The sequence below is a fragment of the Robiginitalea marina genome (assembly GCF_024006985.1).
Taxonomy (GTDB): Bacteria; Bacteroidota; Bacteroidia; order Flavobacteriales; family Flavobacteriaceae; genus Robiginitalea; species Robiginitalea marina.
Window position 1 is genome coordinate 239,835 of record NZ_JAMXIB010000004.1, and the last position, 16,639, is coordinate 256,473.

At 58.0% G+C, this 16,639-nt stretch carries 16 protein-coding genes; 4 read left to right on the plus strand and 12 right to left on the minus strand.

Annotation, left to right across the window (positions count from 1 at the left end; all coding sequences use genetic code 11):
- Positions 1-36: 36 nt before the first annotated feature.
- Complete coding sequence (locus NG653_RS07100) at positions 37-519, minus strand: TspO/MBR family protein (protein WP_252740991.1); 483 nt, start codon at positions 517-519, stop codon at positions 37-39.
- A 74-nt stretch (positions 520-593) separates the two neighbouring features.
- Here NG653_RS07100 and NG653_RS07105 point away from each other — a divergent pair, with 74 nt between their 5' ends.
- The 4 genes from NG653_RS07105 to NG653_RS07120 all read left to right on the plus strand — a co-directional run bounded on the left by NG653_RS07105 (position 594) and on the right by NG653_RS07120 (position 4,550).
- Entirely contained in the window at positions 594-1,676 is a 1,083-nt protein-coding gene (locus NG653_RS07105; protein ID WP_252740992.1) for a diphosphomevalonate decarboxylase, read from the plus strand.
- 65 nt (positions 1,677-1,741) lie between these two features.
- A complete protein-coding gene (locus NG653_RS07110) occupies positions 1,742-2,680 on the plus strand; it encodes a mevalonate kinase family protein (RefSeq protein ID WP_252740993.1) in 939 nt (312 codons plus the stop codon).
- Between the two features lie 9 nt (positions 2,681-2,689).
- Positions 2,690-3,595, plus strand: a complete 906-nt coding sequence (locus NG653_RS07115) for a geranylgeranylglycerol-phosphate geranylgeranyltransferase (RefSeq protein ID WP_252740994.1) — start codon at positions 2,690-2,692, stop codon at positions 3,593-3,595.
- 115 nt (positions 3,596-3,710) lie between these two features.
- Entirely contained in the window at positions 3,711-4,550 is an 840-nt protein-coding gene (locus NG653_RS07120; protein WP_252740995.1) for a pseudouridine synthase, read from the plus strand.
- Here the strand turns inward: NG653_RS07120 and argH are convergent.
- The 11 genes from argH to NG653_RS07175 form a co-directional block, all read right to left on the minus strand.
- Complete coding sequence (gene argH, locus NG653_RS07125) at positions 4,547-5,845, minus strand: argininosuccinate lyase (RefSeq protein WP_252740996.1); 1,299 nt, start codon at positions 5,843-5,845, stop codon at positions 4,547-4,549. The genes NG653_RS07120 and argH overlap by 4 nt on opposite strands.
- Before the next feature lie 133 nt (positions 5,846-5,978).
- Positions 5,979-7,061, minus strand: coding sequence for a M20 family metallo-hydrolase (locus tag NG653_RS07130; RefSeq protein WP_252740997.1), 1,083 nt, complete (start codon positions 7,059-7,061; stop codon positions 5,979-5,981).
- Complete coding sequence (argB, locus tag NG653_RS07135) at positions 7,058-7,837, minus strand: acetylglutamate kinase (RefSeq protein ID WP_252740998.1); 780 nt, start codon at positions 7,835-7,837, stop codon at positions 7,058-7,060. Before argB ends, NG653_RS07130 begins: the two co-directional genes overlap by 4 nt.
- Positions 7,838-7,848: 11 nt before the next feature.
- Positions 7,849-8,787 (minus strand): Rossmann-fold NAD(P)-binding domain-containing protein, encoded by a 939-nt coding sequence (locus tag NG653_RS07140; protein ID WP_252740999.1) that lies wholly within the window; start codon positions 8,785-8,787, stop codon positions 7,849-7,851.
- Positions 8,784-9,911, minus strand: coding sequence for an aspartate aminotransferase family protein (locus NG653_RS07145; RefSeq protein ID WP_252741000.1), 1,128 nt, complete (start codon positions 9,909-9,911; stop codon positions 8,784-8,786). Before NG653_RS07145 ends, NG653_RS07140 begins: the two co-directional genes overlap by 4 nt.
- Positions 9,912-9,915: 4 nt before the next feature.
- Positions 9,916-10,710: a pyrroline-5-carboxylate reductase gene (gene proC, locus NG653_RS07150; RefSeq protein ID WP_252741001.1), complete on the minus strand. Its 795-nt coding sequence runs from the start codon at positions 10,708-10,710 to the stop codon at positions 9,916-9,918.
- Positions 10,711-10,726: 16 nt separating this feature from the next.
- On the minus strand, positions 10,727-11,701 hold the full coding sequence (gene argC / locus NG653_RS07155; RefSeq protein WP_252741002.1) for an N-acetyl-gamma-glutamyl-phosphate reductase: 975 nt from the start codon (positions 11,699-11,701) through the stop codon (positions 10,727-10,729).
- Complete coding sequence (locus NG653_RS07160) at positions 11,694-12,884, minus strand: argininosuccinate synthase (RefSeq protein ID WP_252741003.1); 1,191 nt, start codon at positions 12,882-12,884, stop codon at positions 11,694-11,696. The genes argC and NG653_RS07160 overlap by 8 nt, the downstream gene beginning before the upstream one ends.
- A complete protein-coding gene (locus NG653_RS07165) occupies positions 12,881-13,498 on the minus strand; it encodes a GNAT family N-acetyltransferase (RefSeq protein ID WP_252741004.1) in 618 nt (205 codons plus the stop codon). The genes NG653_RS07160 and NG653_RS07165 overlap by 4 nt, the downstream gene beginning before the upstream one ends.
- A 196-nt stretch (positions 13,499-13,694) precedes the next feature.
- Positions 13,695-15,077: an MptA/MptB family glycosyltransferase gene (locus NG653_RS07170; protein WP_252741005.1), complete on the minus strand. Its 1,383-nt coding sequence runs from the start codon at positions 15,075-15,077 to the stop codon at positions 13,695-13,697.
- 77 nt (positions 15,078-15,154) lie between these two features.
- A complete protein-coding gene (locus NG653_RS07175) occupies positions 15,155-16,639 on the minus strand; it encodes a cellulose synthase family protein (RefSeq protein WP_252741006.1) in 1,485 nt (494 codons plus the stop codon).

Below are 16,639 nucleotides of genomic sequence, written 5' to 3' on the forward strand. Positions count from 1 at the left end.
ATCCCGTAAAACATAATGCCACGGAACCCCGGGGGATCAATTCAGCTCCACGATCTTGAAATTCAAAATCCCCGCGAAGGCCACCCAGAGCAGGTAGGGGACCATCAGGTACGCGGCTGCCGGGCTAACCTTGCGAAAAGCCATAATGGTGAGCGCGATCAGCGCGAGCAGGGCTACCAGGATAAACAGGGCCGGCAGGGGCATTTGCAGGCCGAAGAATACCAGGCTCCAGGAGGCGTTGAGGAGCAATTGGAAGGCGAAAAGAGCCAGGGCCTTATTCCGTGGGCCCTGCCCCGTACCCCGTGTCCAGACCAGGCCTGCAGCAACCCCCATGAGGAGGTACAGCAGGGTCCAAACCGGCCCGAATACCCAGTTTGGCGGGTTGAAGGAAGGCTTGTTCAGGGTGGTATACCAGGTATCTACCGAGGTTTGGGTCGCAAGGCCCGAGAGGGCGCCAACCAGCAGGCAAATGGCGACAGCCAGGGCGATGCGCCCAAAGGTTTTGAAGGAGGAGTCCATTGCCCTAAAGTAGCAAATTTTCCGGGGATGGGGTTCTGATTTGGCAAAGCCTTATCTTTGCGCAAAAATCCCTGATGACCGAAAAGGATTTTATCCCCGGCCCGGCGGGGGCCCTGCCCGAATCGGGAAGTGCCCGGTGGCAGGCCCCCAGCAATATTGCCCTGGTAAAGTACTGGGGCAAGAAAGCCGGGCAGATCCCCACCAACCCTTCGGTGAGCTTTACCCTCGATTCTTCCGCCACGCGCACGGAGCTCCGGTACCGCAGGCGGGACCAGGCATCTGGGGCGCCCGGCTTTGAGGTTTTCCTCGACGGCAGGCCGGCCCCGGGATTCAGGGAAAAAATACGCGCCTTTTTCGAAAGGATCCTGCCCTACCAACCGTTTGTTTCCGAATACGATTTTGAGGTCCATACCACCAATACCTTTCCGCACAGCAGCGGCATTGCCTCATCTGCCAGTGGCATGGCCGCCCTGGCCCTTTGCCTTGCCGACCTCGAAAGGGCCATCTTCCCGGGGATGGAGCCCGAAAGGTTTACCCGCAAGGCATCCTTCCTGGCCCGCCTCGGGTCGGGATCCGCGGCCCGCAGCATCGAGGGCAGCCTGGTACACTGGGGGCAGCACGGTTCCATTCCGGGGAGTTCCGACCTCTATGGCATCCGGTATCCGCTGGAGCTACACCCGGTTTTTGAAAGTTACCGCGACACGATCCTGCTGGTGGATAAAGGGCAGAAGCAGGTTAGCAGCACGGCAGGGCATAACCTTATGAAGGGGCACCCCTTTGCCGCAGAGCGCTTTAAACAGGCCCGCGACCATATCGATGCCCTCCAACCCATCTTCCGGGGGGGAGACCTGGAAGCCTTTATTTCCCTGGTAGAGTCGGAGGCCCTGACCCTGCATGCCATGATGATGACCAGTGACCCGTATTTCCTGCTCATGAAGCCGGCCACCCTTCAAATCATAGAACGGATTTGGGAGTTCCGCCGCGAGACCGGGGAGCCGGTATGCTTTACCCTCGACGCCGGGGCCAATGTCCATTTCCTCTACCCGAAGGAGAGCGAGGCCAGGGCTTATGCCTTTGTCAGGGAGCAGTTGGTGCCGTTCTGCGAGGAAGGCCAGCACCTCTGCGACCAGGTGGGAAAAGGCGCGGTGAGCTTCTGAAAAGGTTTAACACTCCCTTTAGAATAAAGTTTCTTACTTTTGCGTTAACCAGCTTATAGACAGGCATGAAAGGACCGCTATTCTATTCCAAAATCCTCCTGTTCGGGGAATATGGGATTATCAAAGATTCCAGGGGGCTTTCCATCCCCTACAATTTCTTCAAGGGGGCCCTGAAAAAGCAGGACCACCTGGAAGGTGCCGCCATGGAATCGAACAGGAACCTCAGGCGGTTTGCCGGGCACCTGGAAGCGATGCAGGCCGAGTCCCCCGGGCTGGTGCAATTCGACCTCGAAGCGCTGAAAAATGACCTGGACGAAGGCATGTTTTTCGACAGTTCCATCCCCCAGGGATATGGGGTGGGGAGCAGCGGGGCGCTCGTTGCCGCCATTTACGACCGCTATGCCCGGGAGAAGATCACGGTCCTGGAAAACCTCACCCGGGAAAAACTCTTAAAGCTGAAAGAGGTCTTTTCCGCGATGGAATCGTTCTTCCACGGGAAATCCTCAGGCCTCGACCCGCTGAACAGTTACCTGAGCCTGCCGATCCTTATCCACTCCAAAGACGATATCGAATCTACCAGCATCCCTTCCCAGAACCCCGACGGAAAGGGCGCTGTGTTCCTGCTCGACAGCGGGACCGTGGGGGAAACAGCCCCCATGGTGCAGATTTTCATGGAAAAGATGAAGCATGAAGGCTTCCGCAATGTCCTCAAGGACCAGTTTGTCCGGTACACCGACGCCTGTGTGGAAGACTTTATCAGCGGCAATGTAAAGTCGCTCTTCGGGAACATCAAGAAACTCTCCCACGTGGTGCTGGACCACTTTAAGCCCATGATCCCTTCGGAATTCCATCAGCTCTGGGAACAGGGGATCCAAACCAACGCTTACTACCTCAAGCTTTGCGGCTCAGGAGGGGGCGGGTACATCCTCGGCTTTACCGAAGACCTTGAAAAAGCACGTGAAGCACTCAAAGGCCACCGTTTGGAAGTCGTCTACAACTTCTAAACCTGCCCCATGCTCCCCAGACGGACCCGGTTACTGCTGCTGAAATCCCTCAGCCTGATCTCCATTGTCCGCGGGTACAACATCCTTGTCATCGCCTTGGCGCAATACCTGGCAGCCATCTTTATTATGGCCCCGGACCTCCCCTTGCGGGACGTGGTGCTCGACCCCAACCTGCTGGTGCTGGTGCTGAGCAGTGCCCTGGTCATTGCCGGGGGGTATATCATCAATAGTTTCTACGACTCCGAAAAGGACCTGATCAACAAGCCCCGGAAAAGCATGCTCGACCGGCTGGTCCCCCAGCGGGTAAAGATCCAGGCCTATTTTGTGCTCAACCTGCTCGGGGTGTTGCTGGCGAGTTACGTTTCCTTCAGGGCAGCCCTGTTTTTTGCCGCGTATGTATTTGGCATCTGGTTGTACTCCCACCGGTTGAAGAAAATCGCATTTGTGGGCAATTTCGTTTCGGCAACCCTGGCCATCACCCCTTTCTTCGCAATCTTTGTGTACTACAAGAATTTTGAGGCGGTTATTTTTGTGCATGCCCTCTTCCTTTTTTTGCTCATCCTGAGCCGGGAACTCATCAAGGACATGGAAAACCTCGCGGGGGACCTTGCCCAAAACTACCAGACCATTGCCGTGCGTTTTGGGCTCCGCTTTTCGAAAGGGTGTATTACCCTGCTGGTGCTCCTGGCCCTGGTCCCCGCAGCTTTGCTGATCGCGTATTTCGATGTGGGCCTGATGTACCTCTATTTCATAGCCACCAGCCTTTTGCTGCTGCTCTTCCTTGTGCTCTTGTGGCAGGCTACCTCCAAAAAGCAGTTTGTGTGGCTCCACAACATCCTTAAATTCATCATTGTTTCAGGGGTTTTCGGCATCCTCCTGATTGATGTGGACCTGGTGCTGGCCCGGTTTGTATAGCCCCGGCCGCCCTGTTATCCCTGCGCGGCGATCGCCGTGGGATGCTTTCCGGGGAAAGGAAGCCGCTGGGACGTTGAAGCAGGCCTACATTTAGTACCTTTGCCGAAACTGCACTATGAGCCGATCTGAATCAAATAATGGAAGGAAGCCTTCCGGAAGGCAGGGCGGCAATTTCCGAAAGAAAAGCTATGCCCGGGGGAACGCCCCCATAAAAAAACAAGCACCCCTTCGTTCCGAGGGGCCCCAGCTGATCAGGCTGAATAAATATGTAGCCAATGCCGGGGTCTGTTCCAGGAGGGAAGCAGACACCTATATTGCTGCCGGCAGCGTCACGGTCAATGGGAAGACTGTTACCGAAATGGGCTATAAAGTAAGCCCCGGGGATGAGGTCCGTTTCGACGGGAGGTTGCTGAAGAGTGAAAAAAAGGAATACGTCCTTTTGAACAAACCCAAAAATTTTATCACCACCACCCGCGATGAGCAGGGCCGGCGCACGGTGATGGAGCTGATCTCCAGGGCCAGCGATTCCCGCCTGTTGCCGGTGGGGCGACTCGACCGCAATACCACAGGGCTGCTCCTGTTCACCAATGACGGGGACCTGGCCAAAACCCTGACCCACCCCAGGCACGGGGTCCGGAAGATCTATCACGTGGAACTCGATAAAATTGTAAAGGCCAGCGACCTCGATAAAATCAGGCACGGGATTGAACTGGAAGACGGCCCGGTTAAGGTCGACGAAGTCAGCTATATTGCCGATGCCCCCAAAAGGGAAGTCGGCATTACCCTCCACAGCGGAAGGAACCGCATCGTGCGCCGGATATTTGAACACCTGGGGTACGAAGTGGTTAAACTCGACCGTGTGGTTTTTGCCGGCCTGACCAAAAAGGACCTGCCCCGGGGCCACTGGCGGCACCTGACGCCCCAGGAAGTCATCAACCTCAAGATGATCTCCTAGCCTGGGATAGCCGGGGGCCAGGCAGCCTCCATTTTCAGTCTGATTTCTTGCAGGCAGAGGTTCCCGAGGCTCCCCTGATGCGTATGTTTTACCTTTTTTTCCGGACGGAAGTTGCCCGATTCGATTAAAGAGGCCATTTCCTTATAGGCCTCCCTGAAGGGCATTCCTTCCTGTACCAGGGCATTCAGGGCGTCCACGCTGAAGAGGTAATCGTACCTGGGGTCGTCCAGGATGTTGCGGTTTACCCGCACGCTGCGCAGGCTTGTGGTGGTAATTTCCAGGCAGGCCTTAAGGTCTTCGATGGCGGGCAGCAACAGGGCCTTGGTCAACTGCAGGTCCCTGTGGTACCCGCTTGGGAGGTTCGTGGTCAGCAGGGCCAGCTGATTGGGCAGCCCCTGGAGGATGTTGCACTTGGCCCGTACCAGTTCAAACAAATCCGGGTTTTTTTTGTGGGGCATGATGCTGCTGCCCGTAGTCAGGGAGTCGGGGAAGGACAGGAAGCCAAAATTCTGGCTCATGAACAGGCAAATGTCCATCGCCATCCGGCTGAGGGTCCCCGCGACGGAAGCAAGCCCCATGGCTGTGGTGCGTTCCACCTTGCCCCGGCCCATCTGGGCGGCCACCACATTGAATTTCTGCGTTTCAAACCCCATCCGGGCCGTGGTAAAGGCGCGGTCTACCGGGAAAGAACTTCCGTAACCTGCCGCACTGCCCAGTGGGTTTTGGTCGGCCACCCGGTAGGCTGCCCGCAGCAGGTGCACGTCGTCGATGAAGGTTTCGGCATAGGCCGAAAACCATAATCCGAAGGACGACGGCATGGCTACCTGCAGGTGGGTATACCCCGGTAACAGGATGTCCCTGTGCTCCTCCGCCAGGGCCATCAACAGGTCGAAAAGGGTGCGGATCCGGTCTCTGAACCCCACGAGCTCGTCTTTGAGGAAGAGCTGCAGGGCAACCAGTACCTGGTCGTTCCTCGAACGGGCGGTATGGATTTTCTTGCCTGCTTCCCCCAGGCGCCGGGTCAGTTCGTACTCGATTTTCGAGTGCATGTCTTCGAAAGGGGCCTCGATCGGGAAGCTTTCGGCCCGGATTTCCTCCGCGATCCGATCCAGTTCCCGCAGGATGGCCCGGGTCTCCCCCGGGTCGAGGATGCCGATTTTTCCCAGCATCTCTGCATGGGCCCTGGAGGCCATTACGTCGTAACCCACCAGGACCTGGTCCAGTTCCCTGTCATTCCCGACCGTAAAGCGGTCCATGTGTTCATCCGGGGTGCCCCCCTTATCCCATAATTTCATTGGCGTGTTTTATTTTCCGTTCACTATAAAGGGGAACCACCCCCCGCTACCCCCACTCTAAAACTACGGTTTTTCCCCGCAAACCCGATGCACCCCCCCAAAACGGGCCCCTTCACCGGAAGTCAGGGGCCGGCTATCCCTCACCTGCAGGCAGCAGGAAACGCTCCAGCATGCTGCCATAGAGGCGAATCCCTTCCCTGATTTCCCTCAGATAGATGAACTCGTCGGCGGAATGGGACCTGGAGCTTTCCCCAGGCCCCATTTTAAGGGAAGGGCAGCTCAGGGCAGCCTGGTCCGAGAGGGTGGGGGAACCATAGGTTTCCCGGCCCAGGGCCACCCCTGCGCGCACCAGGGGGTGGGCCGGATCGATGTTGGAGGAATTCAGCCGCAGCGATCGGGGCTGAAGGGAACAGGGGGCTTCCCTGCAAAGGAGGTCTGCAATTTCCTGGTTGGAATAACAGTCGTTTACGCGCACGTCCACCACCAGGTGCACTTCGGAGGGGACCACGTTGTGCTGCGTCCCGGCGGCAATCTGGGTGACCGTTAGCTTCACCTCCCCCAAATGCGCCGAGGTTTTAGGGAAATGATAGTCCCGGAACCATTCCAGAACTTCAATGGCCTTATAGATGGCATTGTTGGGGTTTGGGTGTGCTGCATGGGAAGGCGTCCCCCTGACCACGGCATCGAAGACCACCAGCCCCTTTTCGGCAACGGCCAGGTGGAGCCCGGTCGGCTCCCCTACCAGGGCCACGTCAATAGGCGGCAGCAGGGGCAGGACGCTGCCAAGGCCTCCCGGCCCTGAAGTCTCCTCCTCCGCTGAGGCCACCAGTACCAGGTTGTGCGACAGGCCCGTCCTGGGGTACCACTGGGCGAAAGTGACCAGGAGGGCCGCCAGGCAGCCGCCGGCATCATTGCTTCCCAGGCCATACAATTTGCCGTCTTCCAGGCTGGCCTGGAAAGGATCCCGGGTATAGGCCTGGTTGGGCCGGACCGTATCGTGGTGGGAATTCAGCAACAGGGTGGGCTTTGCCGGGTCAAAATCGGCATTCAGGGCGAATACATTGTTCAGGTGACGCTGGCTGGGGATGTTTTTTGTGGCGAGCCAGCGCTCCAGCAAAAGGGCGGTTTCCTTTTCCTCCCCGGAAAAGGATGGGGTGCTGATCAGTTGCTGTAACAGGGCAATCGCCTCTTCGGAAAGGATGTCGGGGGTTGTCATAGGCTGATTTTTGTAAAGGGGCCTGAAACGCCTTCCAAAAGGGTAGGCGGCCCGATGTACACTTCCGACACGCCCCGCTCCAGGGCGTGGAAGGCATTGGTCAGTTTTGGGATCATCCCGGCTGCGATTTCCCCCCGTTCCAGAAGTTCCCGGAACAGGCGCTGATCGAGCAGGGGGATGGTGCTTTCCGGATCTGTCACCTGCCGCAGGACCCCGGGTTTGTCAAAACAGTAATACAGGCGTGCCCGGCGCTCCCGCCCCAGGGCCACCGCAATCTCTGCGGCAACGGTATCGGCATTGGTATTGAGGAGTTGGCCCCTCCCATCGTGGGTAAGGGCGCTGAAAACCGGCACCAGGCCAGCATCCAAAAGGGTTGTCAGGGTATCGGCTGCCACGTGTTCCACATCGCCGACAAAGCCATAGTCGAGGTTTCCGGGGGGCCTTTTCCGGGCCCTGATTAGCCCGGCATCGGCCCCGCTCAGGCCCAGGGCGTTGCAGCCGAGGGCCTGCAGCCGGGCCACAAGGGTTTTGTTGGCCAGCCCCCCGTAGACCATCACCACGACCTTCAGGCTGTCGGCATCGGTGATCCTGCGGCCATCGACCATTTTAGGGGTGATCCCCAGGGCCTGGCTGACCCGGCTGGCCTGCTGGCCCCCGCCATGCACGAGGATTTTTGCACCTCCCATTGCAGAAAAGCCCTGGCAGACGGCCTCCAGGAGGGCTTCCTCCTCCAGGAGGGCCCCGCCGATTTTTACGATGGAAACGGTTTTTTGCATAGGGTTCGGGGCTATAAGGATTCCAACAGGTGCATCAGGGCCAATTGGGCCGCCACGGTGCGGTTAGCCGCCTGGTCCATGACCAGGGAACGGGGGCCATCGAGCACGGCATCCTCCACCACCACGTTGCGGCGCACGGGAAGGCAATGCATGAATGCGGCGGATCCCAGCTTTTCTGCGGTCATCATCCAGGAAGGGTCCTGGCATGCCACCTTCCCGTACTCCCTGAAACTGCTCCAGTTTTTGACATACACAAAGTCGGCTCCTTCCAGGGCTTCCTCCTGTTGGTATACGGGCTGGTAAGGCCCCACCTGGGCCGGATCCAGTTCATAGCCTTCGGGATGCGTGATGACCAGTTCCACGGGCATCCGGGCCATCATCCGCACAAAGGAGTTGGGTACGGCCTGGGGCAGGGCCCTGGGGTGCGGGGCCCAGGACAGTACTACTTTGGGGCGTTGCGCGACCCGGTGCTGTTCGAGGGTCAGGGCATCGGCAAGGGCCTGCAGGGGGTGGGCCGTTGCGCTTTCCAGGTTGAGCACCGGCAGGCCGGAGTACTTCCTGAACCCGTCCAGGACCCTTTCGGCGGCATCGGCCTCCGGGTCGGTGAGGCCGGCAAAGGCCCGGACCCCCACCAGGTCGGCGTATTGCCCTACCACGGCAGCCGCTTCCCGGATATGTTCCGCAGCCGCCCCGTCCATGCGGGTCCCGTCTTCGAACTCCAGGACCCAGCCCTCCCCGCCGAAGTTCATCACCATGACCTCCAGGCCCAGCAGGCGGGCGGCCTTTTGGGTGCTCAGGCGCGTGCGCAGGCTGTTGTTAAAAAACAGCAGGCAAAGGGTTTTTCCCTTTCCCAGGTTCCGGCAGGCCCCCGGGTCCAGGGAGAGTTCCCTGCCTTTGGCAAGCCATGTGCCCAGGGACGTGATATCCGATTCGTGGAGGAAGTGCTTCATGTCAGTTCTTTTTCCAGGGCGTTAAACAGGAGCTCAAGGTCATCCTTCCCTACGGAAAGGGCGGGCAAGATGCGCAACAGGTTTTTGTTTTTCGAGCTTCCCGTAAATATGTGGTGGGTGTAGATCAGCCGGCTCCTCAGGGGGGCCACCTCAAAATCGAATTCCAGGCCCAGCATCAGCCCGCGGCCCTTTACCTGCCTGAGCCCGGGGAGGCCCTTGGCCCGGTCCCTGAAAAACCCTTCCAGGTCGGCTGCCCTGGGGATCAGCTGTTCCTGTTCGAGTACCTCCAGCACCGAAAGGACGGCCGTACAGGCCAGGTGGTTGCCGCCGAAGGTCGTCCCCAGCAAGCCGTGGCTCGCCTTGAAATCGGGGTGGACCAGGATCCCGCCCACAGGGAATCCGTTGCCCATCCCTTTGGCCATGCTCACGATCCCGGGGCGGATGCCGGCATGCTGGAAGGCAAAAAAGGCGCCGCTTCGTCCGAAGCCGCTCTGCACTTCATCTGCAATGAGCACCGCCCCGTGCTTCCTGCAGAGCGCTTCGGCCCGCCTGAGGAAGGCCTCCCCGGCCATGTCGAGGCCCCCCACGCCCTGTATGCTTTCGAGGATCACGGCACAAACGTCCCCGGCTTCCAGTTCTTTTTCCAGGGCCCCCGCCTGGTTCAGGGGGAGGAAGGTGACCTCATGGCCGGCATTGAGGGGGGAGACCAGGGTGGGGTTGTCCGTGGCCGCCACCGCAGCGGAGGTTCGCCCATGGAAACTGTTATCAAAGGCGATTACCCGGGCTTTCCCCGTGTGGAAGGAGGCGAGTTTGAGGGCATTTTCGTTGGCCTCGGCCCCGGAATTACACAGGAAGAGCCGGTAGTCTTCCAGGCCGGAAGCCTTCCCGAGGTTTTGGGCCAGTTGTTCCTGCAGGGGGTTGTGCACCGAATTGCTGTAGAAGGCCATTTGCTGCAGCTGCCCTTGCAGGCGCTTGACAAAATGGGGGTGGGAATGCCCGATGGAAATTACGGCATGCCCCCCGTAAAGGTCCAGGTACTGTATTCCCTCCCGGTCGGTAATCCAACTCCCTTCGGCCTTTACCGGGGTGATGTCGTAGAGGGGGTATACGTCAAAGAGTTCCATAGGCCTAGCCTTTACTGATTTGCGTGATCTTGTCGTAGGACGCCACGATCCCCTTGATGAGGGAGGAACTCAGCCCCTGGTGTTCCATTTCGTTCAGGCCCTCGATGGTGCACCCCATGGGGGTGGTCACCCGGTCGATTTCCTCCTCGGGGTGATGGCCCGACTGGATTAACAATTCCGCAGCGCCCCCACAGGTATGCATGGCCAGTTCCCGGGCTTCTTTCGCGTCGAACCCGAGCTGAATGGCGCCCTGGGTAGTGGCCCGGATCAGCCGCATCCAGAAGGCGATCCCACTGGCGCAGATTACCGTGGCCGCCTGCATCTGCTGCTCCGGGATCATCAGGGTATGGCCCATGCGGTTGAATATGGCAGCCGCCAGTTCCACCCGTTTTTTTCCGGCCTCATTGGAAGCCAGGCACGTCATGGAACGCCCCACGGCAATGGCCGTATTGGGCATGGCCCGGATCAGGTAGCGGTCAGGGCCCACTATGGCTTCCATGGCGGAAAGGCTGAAACCCGTAATGGTGGAGATCAGTACATGGTTGTCGTGCAGCAGGTCCTTTACCGATTCCAGGATGCTTGCAAAATGCAGGGGCTGCACGGCAAAGATCAGGATATCGGACCCGGCTACGGCCTCCCGGTTATCGCGGGTAAGGGTCACCCTGCCGTACTCCTCAAAGCCCTTCAGGGCCTCCAGGTTCCTGCGGGTCAGGTACATGGAGGTAGCCCCCCCGCTATGCAGGATTCCTGTGGCTATGGAAACCCCCAGGTTTCCGGCTCCAATGATTGCTATTTTCATGATTGCATCGTTTAAATTAAAACCCTATGGCTTTGAGGGCAAGCCCGGCCTCCTCCGGGAGCCCGAACATGAGGTTCATATTCTGCACGGCCTGCCCGGAAGCCCCCTTCAGCAGGTTGTCGATTACCGAGGTAACAAGCAACGTCCCCTGGTGCAGGTGCAGGTGCAGGTGGGCCGCATTGGTATTGACCACCTGCTTCAGGCTTGGGGGCGAATCCGAAATCCAGGTGAACGGGGCGTCCTGGTAATACGACTCGAAAAGCTCCCGCGCTTCCCGCAGCGTTCCCTCAAAAGGGGTATAGGCGGTAGCAAAAATCCCCCTCGAAAAATTCCCCCGCACCGGCAGGAAAAACACCTCCCCCACGGTGGGCTGCAACCCCTTAAGGGTCTGCTCGATTTCCCCCAGGTGCTGGTGTGTGAAGGGCTTGTACCAGGAAACATTATCATTCCTCCAGCTGAAATGGGAGGTTTCCGACAGGGAGGCCCCCGCTCCCGTGCTTCCCGTCAGGGCGTGCACATGCACCGGGTGGGTCAGCCTGCCCGCCCTGGCCAGGGGGAGCAGGGCCAGTTGGATCGCCGTGGCGAAACAGCCGGGGTTGGCGATGTCGCGGGCCTTCGCAATGGCTTCCTTCTGCAATTCCGGGAGGCCGTAGATAAACTCCCGGCCCTGCGCGGATGCCTGTTCCGCAAGGCGGAATTCATTGCTGAGGTCTATGATGCAGGTCTTCGGGCCAAAGGACCATTCCCCCAGGAACTTCCCGGAATTCCCGTGCCCCAGGCAAAGGAAGACCACATCCGCCTCCTGGTTGACCTGGTCGGTAAAACACTGCCGGGTCTGTCCCAAAAGGTCGGGATGCGCCTCGGAAAGGGGTCTGCCGGCCCGGGTGGTGCTGTACACGAAATCGAGGGTGACGCCGGGGTGCCCCAACAGCAGGCGGATGAGTTCCCCCCCGGTATACCCCGACCCCCCAATGATGCCTGCTTTAATCATGGCTTTGGTGGATTTGGCGGGCTATTTTCCCCGGGTTCGACAGGATTTTGATAAAGCCTTTGGCCTCTGCGGCAGTCCACCCCGTATTCATTTCCCCATAACTGCCGAAACCGGAATCCATCAGGTCAAAAGGCGATTCGATGCCTTCCAGTGCAAACCGGTAGGGGTGCAGGCTAACGAAGACCGTCCCGGTAACCCGGCGCTGGCTGTCTTCCAGGAACGATTCGATGTTCCGCATGACCTCGTCGAGGTACTGGCCTTCGTGCAGCAGCATGCCGTAGAAACTGGAAAGCTGTTCCTTCTGGAACTGCTGCCATTTGCTTAGGGTGTGCTTTTCAAGCAGGTGGTGTGCCTTGATGATGACCAGGGGGGCTGCCGCCTGGAACCCCACCCGGCCCTTGATGCCGATAACGGTATCCCCCACGTGGATGTCCCGCCCGATGGCATAGGCCGAGGCCATTTCTTCGAGCTGGCGGATCAGGGTTACCGGCGATCCCTCCTGCCCGTTGAGGGCGGTCAGTTCCCCCCGGGTGAACCCAAGGGCCACGGTTTGCGGGGTTTCCCTGAGCAGGGGGCTGGGGTACGCCTGTTCCGGCAGCGGTTTTCGGGACCCCAGGGTCTCTTCCCCCCCTACAGAGGTACCCCACAGGCCTTTATTGATCGAGTATTTGGCTTTTTCCCAGGCATAGGGGATCCCGGCCTCCCTCAGGTAGGCGATTTCCGCTTCCCTCGATAGCTTGCGGTCGCGGATGGGGGTAATGATTTCGATGTCGGGCGCCATGATTTGAAAAATCAGGTCGAAGCGCACCTGGTCGTTCCCGGCCCCCGTGCTCCCGTGGGCGATGTGGGAGGCCCCCAGGGCACGGGCGTAAGTCACTATTTCCAGCGCCTGTACGATCCGTTCCGCGCTCACCGACAGGGGGTAGGTGTTGTTGCGAAGGACATTCCCGAAGATCAGGTAGCGCACCACCTTGTCGTAGAACGATTGCTCTGCATCCAGGGCTTTGTAGCTGTGGGCCCCGAGTTCCAGGGCCCGGGTGCCGATCGCTTCCAGCTCGGCCGGGCTGAACCCCCCGGTATTGACCGTAACGGCGTGGACCTCGAACCCTTCCCGGTGGGTCAGGTAGTGGGCGCAATAGGAGGTGTCGAGGCCTCCGCTGTAGGCTAGCACAAGTTTTTTCATGGCTTGGATTTTTTTAAAAGCAGGGATTGCTTGATTTTTTTCAACCGGTCGAAGACCTTTTGGTCGATTTTCCTTTTTTGGGTGGGCCTTTTCGCCACGGGGTCAAAAAGCATCCCGGTACAAAGGCACATTTTGCGTTCTGTACGGGTGAGGATATCGAAATTTTTGCAGGTCTGGCACCCTTTCCAGAATTCGGGGTCATCGGTCAGTTCCGAAAAGGTGACCGGGCGGTACCCCAGTTCATAATTAATCTTCATGACGGCAAGCCCCGTGGTAATGCCGAAAATTTTGGCGTCCGGGAATTTCTTGCGGGAGAGGTCAAAAGCCGCCTTCTTGATTTTTTTGGCCAGCCCCTGGTCCCGGTAATCGGGGTGGACAATGAGGCCCGAATTGGCCACGTATTTTTGGTGGCCCCATACTTCGATATAACAGAAGCCAGCGAATTTTTCCCCGTCAAGGGCGATTACCGCATTCCCGTTTTTCAGGCGTTGGATGATATATTCCGGGGTTCGCCGGGCAATTCCGGTCCCCCGGATTTTGGCCGATTCTGCAATGGTATCGCAAATGACCTGGGCGTAAATGCTATGGGAAGCGTCAGCAACAATGATTTTCATTGCCAGTGGGTTTATTGAAACGAAAAGAATGATAGTTGGCTTACTGCGGAAATGGACTCACCTAATTCCTTTACTGGAGACACACCCTTACGGGCGGGGGCAACGCACGTGCCGGACCGGGGCGGGAAGCCGTCGGGGTGAAAAGCCAAAATGAAGGCGTGGTGCGTTCATGATGGGTTAAAAGTACAAATATTATTTAACTGGGGTCCCTACCGGCCTGATTTTTGGCAATGGCGTTAAAATTCTTCCGGTTTTTGAAGATTTCATAACCCAAAACCCCGAATACCGGTAAATATTCAAGGAACAGAAACAGGGGTTTCTCCGTTACCCCCGATGGCGAATAGGCCGAATAGCTGAGGACCACGGTGGCCGACCATACCAGGGCGAACCGCAGGTCGGTAAACACCCCCAGCAAAAGGGGAAAGATGATGTACCAGGGATGCACCGTGGTGGAAAGGAAAAAATAGGTGCTCAGGAGCACAAGGGCTCCCCCGAACCAGTATTTTCCCTTTCTGAGTGCCGGGAGCAGGCTCAGCAACAGGGTAACCGCAACCATGACTGCGGGCAACCAGTTTCCGTAGGCCCTGATGAATTCCCAGGGCCGCGCACCCTGGCGGACTGCAATCCATTCCGCGACATTGAACAGCCCGGCGTTGAATTCAAAATTCGAGAACCAGAGCTTCAGGGTTTGGGCGTAGTTTGGGCCGAAGGCGTCAAAGTACAGGGGATAAAGGCACGCCCCCAGGGCCAGGCCTGTGCCCAGGTAGAACCCCAGGCTCCTGCGCAGGCCTAGCAGGGGCAGGACGAGCGGGAGGAATAAGAGGGGGATGAGTTTGACCCCGATGGAAAGGGCATACGGGGCAGCGGCCAGGAGCCACTTGCCGGAGAGGAGCAGGTACATGGCCATGATGAAGAAGCACAACATTACCCCTTCGAAATGCAGGTTTCCGGTGAGTTCTATGATGACCAGGGGGTTGAGGAAATACCAGAAAATCATGTAGGGGGCCCGGTTGAGCCTCCTGAGGATGCGCCGCCCGAAATACAGGATCCCCAGGTCGGCCAACAGGATGATCCCCCTGGTGGCAATTAGGGTACCCGCGATTGACTTGCCGCCCAGGAAGGCGGCCAGGGCAAAGAAATACTGGTTTACCGGCGGGTAATTGCTGAAATTGCCGGAGCTCAGGGCTCCCATCCCCTCATGCAGTTCCCGTGCCCCTGAAAAAGGGGGGCCTCCCTGGGCCATCCAACCATCGGGGGTCAGGGCGTAGGGGTTCAGGCCTTCCAGCAGCAGGTTGCCGTCCCAGAGGAAGCGGTAGAAATCCTGGGAGAGGTTGGGCAGGGCGAGCAGGAATACCCCCCTGAGCGCGATGCCGCTGAAGATCATCAGGCGCAGGTTCCATTTTTCGAACTGGATCAGCTTATAGCACAGGAAGAACAGGGCGGCGTAAAGGGAGAGGAGCGCAAGGGTATCGCCCCGATCGAGGCGGTATGCAAAAAGTCCGTAAAACACGATGCTCAGCGCCAGCAGGAACAGGGAAACCCGGTGCAGGTTCCAGTAGGTCAGCAGGGCGCGCATCATGGGAGCTGGTTTTTCGCCTGCAAGAAAAGGAAAAAATCTCTTTTAAAAAAAGGATACCTTACCCGGGGGTTACCCGATCAGGCATTGGCGCTCACCGACTTAAAGAATACAAACCCAAAGCCCAGGAATAGCATGAAATGGAACGGGAAAAGCCCGAAGTCATTTAGGGGGATGGCACTGTACATCCCGAAAAGGAAATACAGCATCAGGGCAAATTCCAGCAAGGTGTTGGGAGAAAGTTTGGTCACCAGGTATTTATTCCCCTGCCAGCTGTCGGTCAGGTTTTTGATGTTGAATTTCGGGGTGCGTACGAATTCGGAACGTTTCCCCATATGGCCTTCCAGGACGGCCACGGTGTTGTGCAGGGAAAAACCGAGGGCAACCGAAAAGAAGGTAAAGAACAACCTGATGTAATCCACAAAGTTTTCCAGCCCGCTGCCCTGTATACTTTTATAGGTGAACCAGTAACAGATGAACAGGATCACGGTACTGACGATGAAGAAGCTGGTGACTTCAAAGATCCAGCCCAGGTGCCCGAAGGTATTCTTGATGTAGAGCATGGGGATGCTCAGGATGGCAACCAGGAACACGCACAGGAACATGGAGCTGTTGAGCAGGTGCATGACCCCGTGGAACTTGGTCTTGAAAGGGATGTTTTTGGCGGTGATGACGCTCCATACCGTTTTGCGGAAGTTTTCAGCCCCTCCCTTGTTCCAGCGGAATTGCTGGGAACGGGCAGCGCTGATGACCACGGGCAGTTCTGCCGGGGTCTCCACATCTTCCAGGTATTTGAACTTCCAGTTTTTCAGCTGGGCCCTGTAGCTCAGGTCCAGGTCTTCAGTCAGGGTGTCGCCTTCCCAGTTCCCGGCGTCCAGGATGCACTCTTTCCTCCAGATCCCGGCAGTGCCGTTGAAGTTGATAAAGTGCCCCTTGGCATTGCGGCCGACCTGCTCCAGGGTGAAATGGGCATCCAGGGCAAAGGCCTGGATACGGGTCAGGATGGAATAATCGCGGTTGATGTGGCCCCAGCGGGTCTGCACCACCCCGATTTCAGGGTCTTTGAAGTAGGGTACGGTTTTCTTGAGCCAGTCGGTCTCGGGAAGGAAGTCGGCGTCGAAGATGGCGATGAATTCCCCTTTGGCGATTTTCAACCCTTCCTTGAGGGCCCCCGCCTTGTATCCTTCCCGGTTTTCCCTCCGGATATGCTGGATGTCGAGCCCTGTTTTCTGCAGTTCTGCAATCTGGGCAGCGGTTTTCTCCACCGAATCGTCGGTGGAATCGTCGAGCACCTGGATTTCCAGCTTGCTCAGGGGGTATTCCAGGCAGGCGATGTTTTCGAGCAGGCGCTCCACCACGTATTGTTCGTTGTATATGGGGAGCTGGATGGTCACATAGGGGATTTCCCTGGGATCCATCATATTGAATTTCGGGGCTTCTTTCTGCTTCCTCTTATACCCCAGGTAGTTTACCAGCAGGTTGAGCTGGGAAAGGCTGTAGAAAAAGATCAGCACCAGCGCAAGGCTGTAGATTCCGATGATAAGGTAAGCAATGGTTAGTCCCAT

What these genes read in the sequence shown, in the direction of transcription:
- NG653_RS07100 (WP_252740991.1), bottom strand. Translation starts at nt 519, where the DNA reads ATGGACTCCTCCTTCAAAACCTTTGGGCGCATCGCCCTGGCTGTCGCC.
- NG653_RS07105 (WP_252740992.1), top strand. Translation starts at nt 594, where the DNA reads ATGACCGAAAAGGATTTTATCCCCGGCCCGGCGGGGGCCCTGCCCGAA.
- NG653_RS07110 (WP_252740993.1), top strand. Translation starts at nt 1,742, where the DNA reads ATGAAAGGACCGCTATTCTATTCCAAAATCCTCCTGTTCGGGGAATAT.
- NG653_RS07115 (WP_252740994.1), top strand. Translation starts at nt 2,690, where the DNA reads ATGCTCCCCAGACGGACCCGGTTACTGCTGCTGAAATCCCTCAGCCTG.
- NG653_RS07120 (WP_252740995.1), top strand. Translation starts at nt 3,711, where the DNA reads ATGAGCCGATCTGAATCAAATAATGGAAGGAAGCCTTCCGGAAGGCAG.
- argH (WP_252740996.1), bottom strand. Translation starts at nt 5,845, where the DNA reads ATGAAATTATGGGATAAGGGGGGCACCCCGGATGAACACATGGACCGC.
- NG653_RS07130 (WP_252740997.1), bottom strand. Translation starts at nt 7,061, where the DNA reads ATGACAACCCCCGACATCCTTTCCGAAGAGGCGATTGCCCTGTTACAG.
- argB (WP_252740998.1), bottom strand. Translation starts at nt 7,837, where the DNA reads ATGCAAAAAACCGTTTCCATCGTAAAAATCGGCGGGGCCCTCCTGGAG.
- NG653_RS07140 (WP_252740999.1), bottom strand. Translation starts at nt 8,787, where the DNA reads ATGAAGCACTTCCTCCACGAATCGGATATCACGTCCCTGGGCACATGG.
- NG653_RS07145 (WP_252741000.1), bottom strand. Translation starts at nt 9,911, where the DNA reads ATGGAACTCTTTGACGTATACCCCCTCTACGACATCACCCCGGTAAAG.
- proC (WP_252741001.1), bottom strand. Translation starts at nt 10,710, where the DNA reads ATGAAAATAGCAATCATTGGAGCCGGAAACCTGGGGGTTTCCATAGCC.
- argC (WP_252741002.1), bottom strand. Translation starts at nt 11,701, where the DNA reads ATGATTAAAGCAGGCATCATTGGGGGGTCGGGGTATACCGGGGGGGAA.
- NG653_RS07160 (WP_252741003.1), bottom strand. Translation starts at nt 12,884, where the DNA reads ATGAAAAAACTTGTGCTAGCCTACAGCGGAGGCCTCGACACCTCCTAT.
- NG653_RS07165 (WP_252741004.1), bottom strand. Translation starts at nt 13,498, where the DNA reads ATGAAAATCATTGTTGCTGACGCTTCCCATAGCATTTACGCCCAGGTC.
- NG653_RS07170 (WP_252741005.1), bottom strand. Translation starts at nt 15,077, where the DNA reads ATGATGCGCGCCCTGCTGACCTACTGGAACCTGCACCGGGTTTCCCTG.
- NG653_RS07175 (WP_252741006.1), bottom strand. Translation starts at nt 16,639, where the DNA reads ATGGGACTAACCATTGCTTACCTTATCATCGGAATCTACAGCCTTGCG.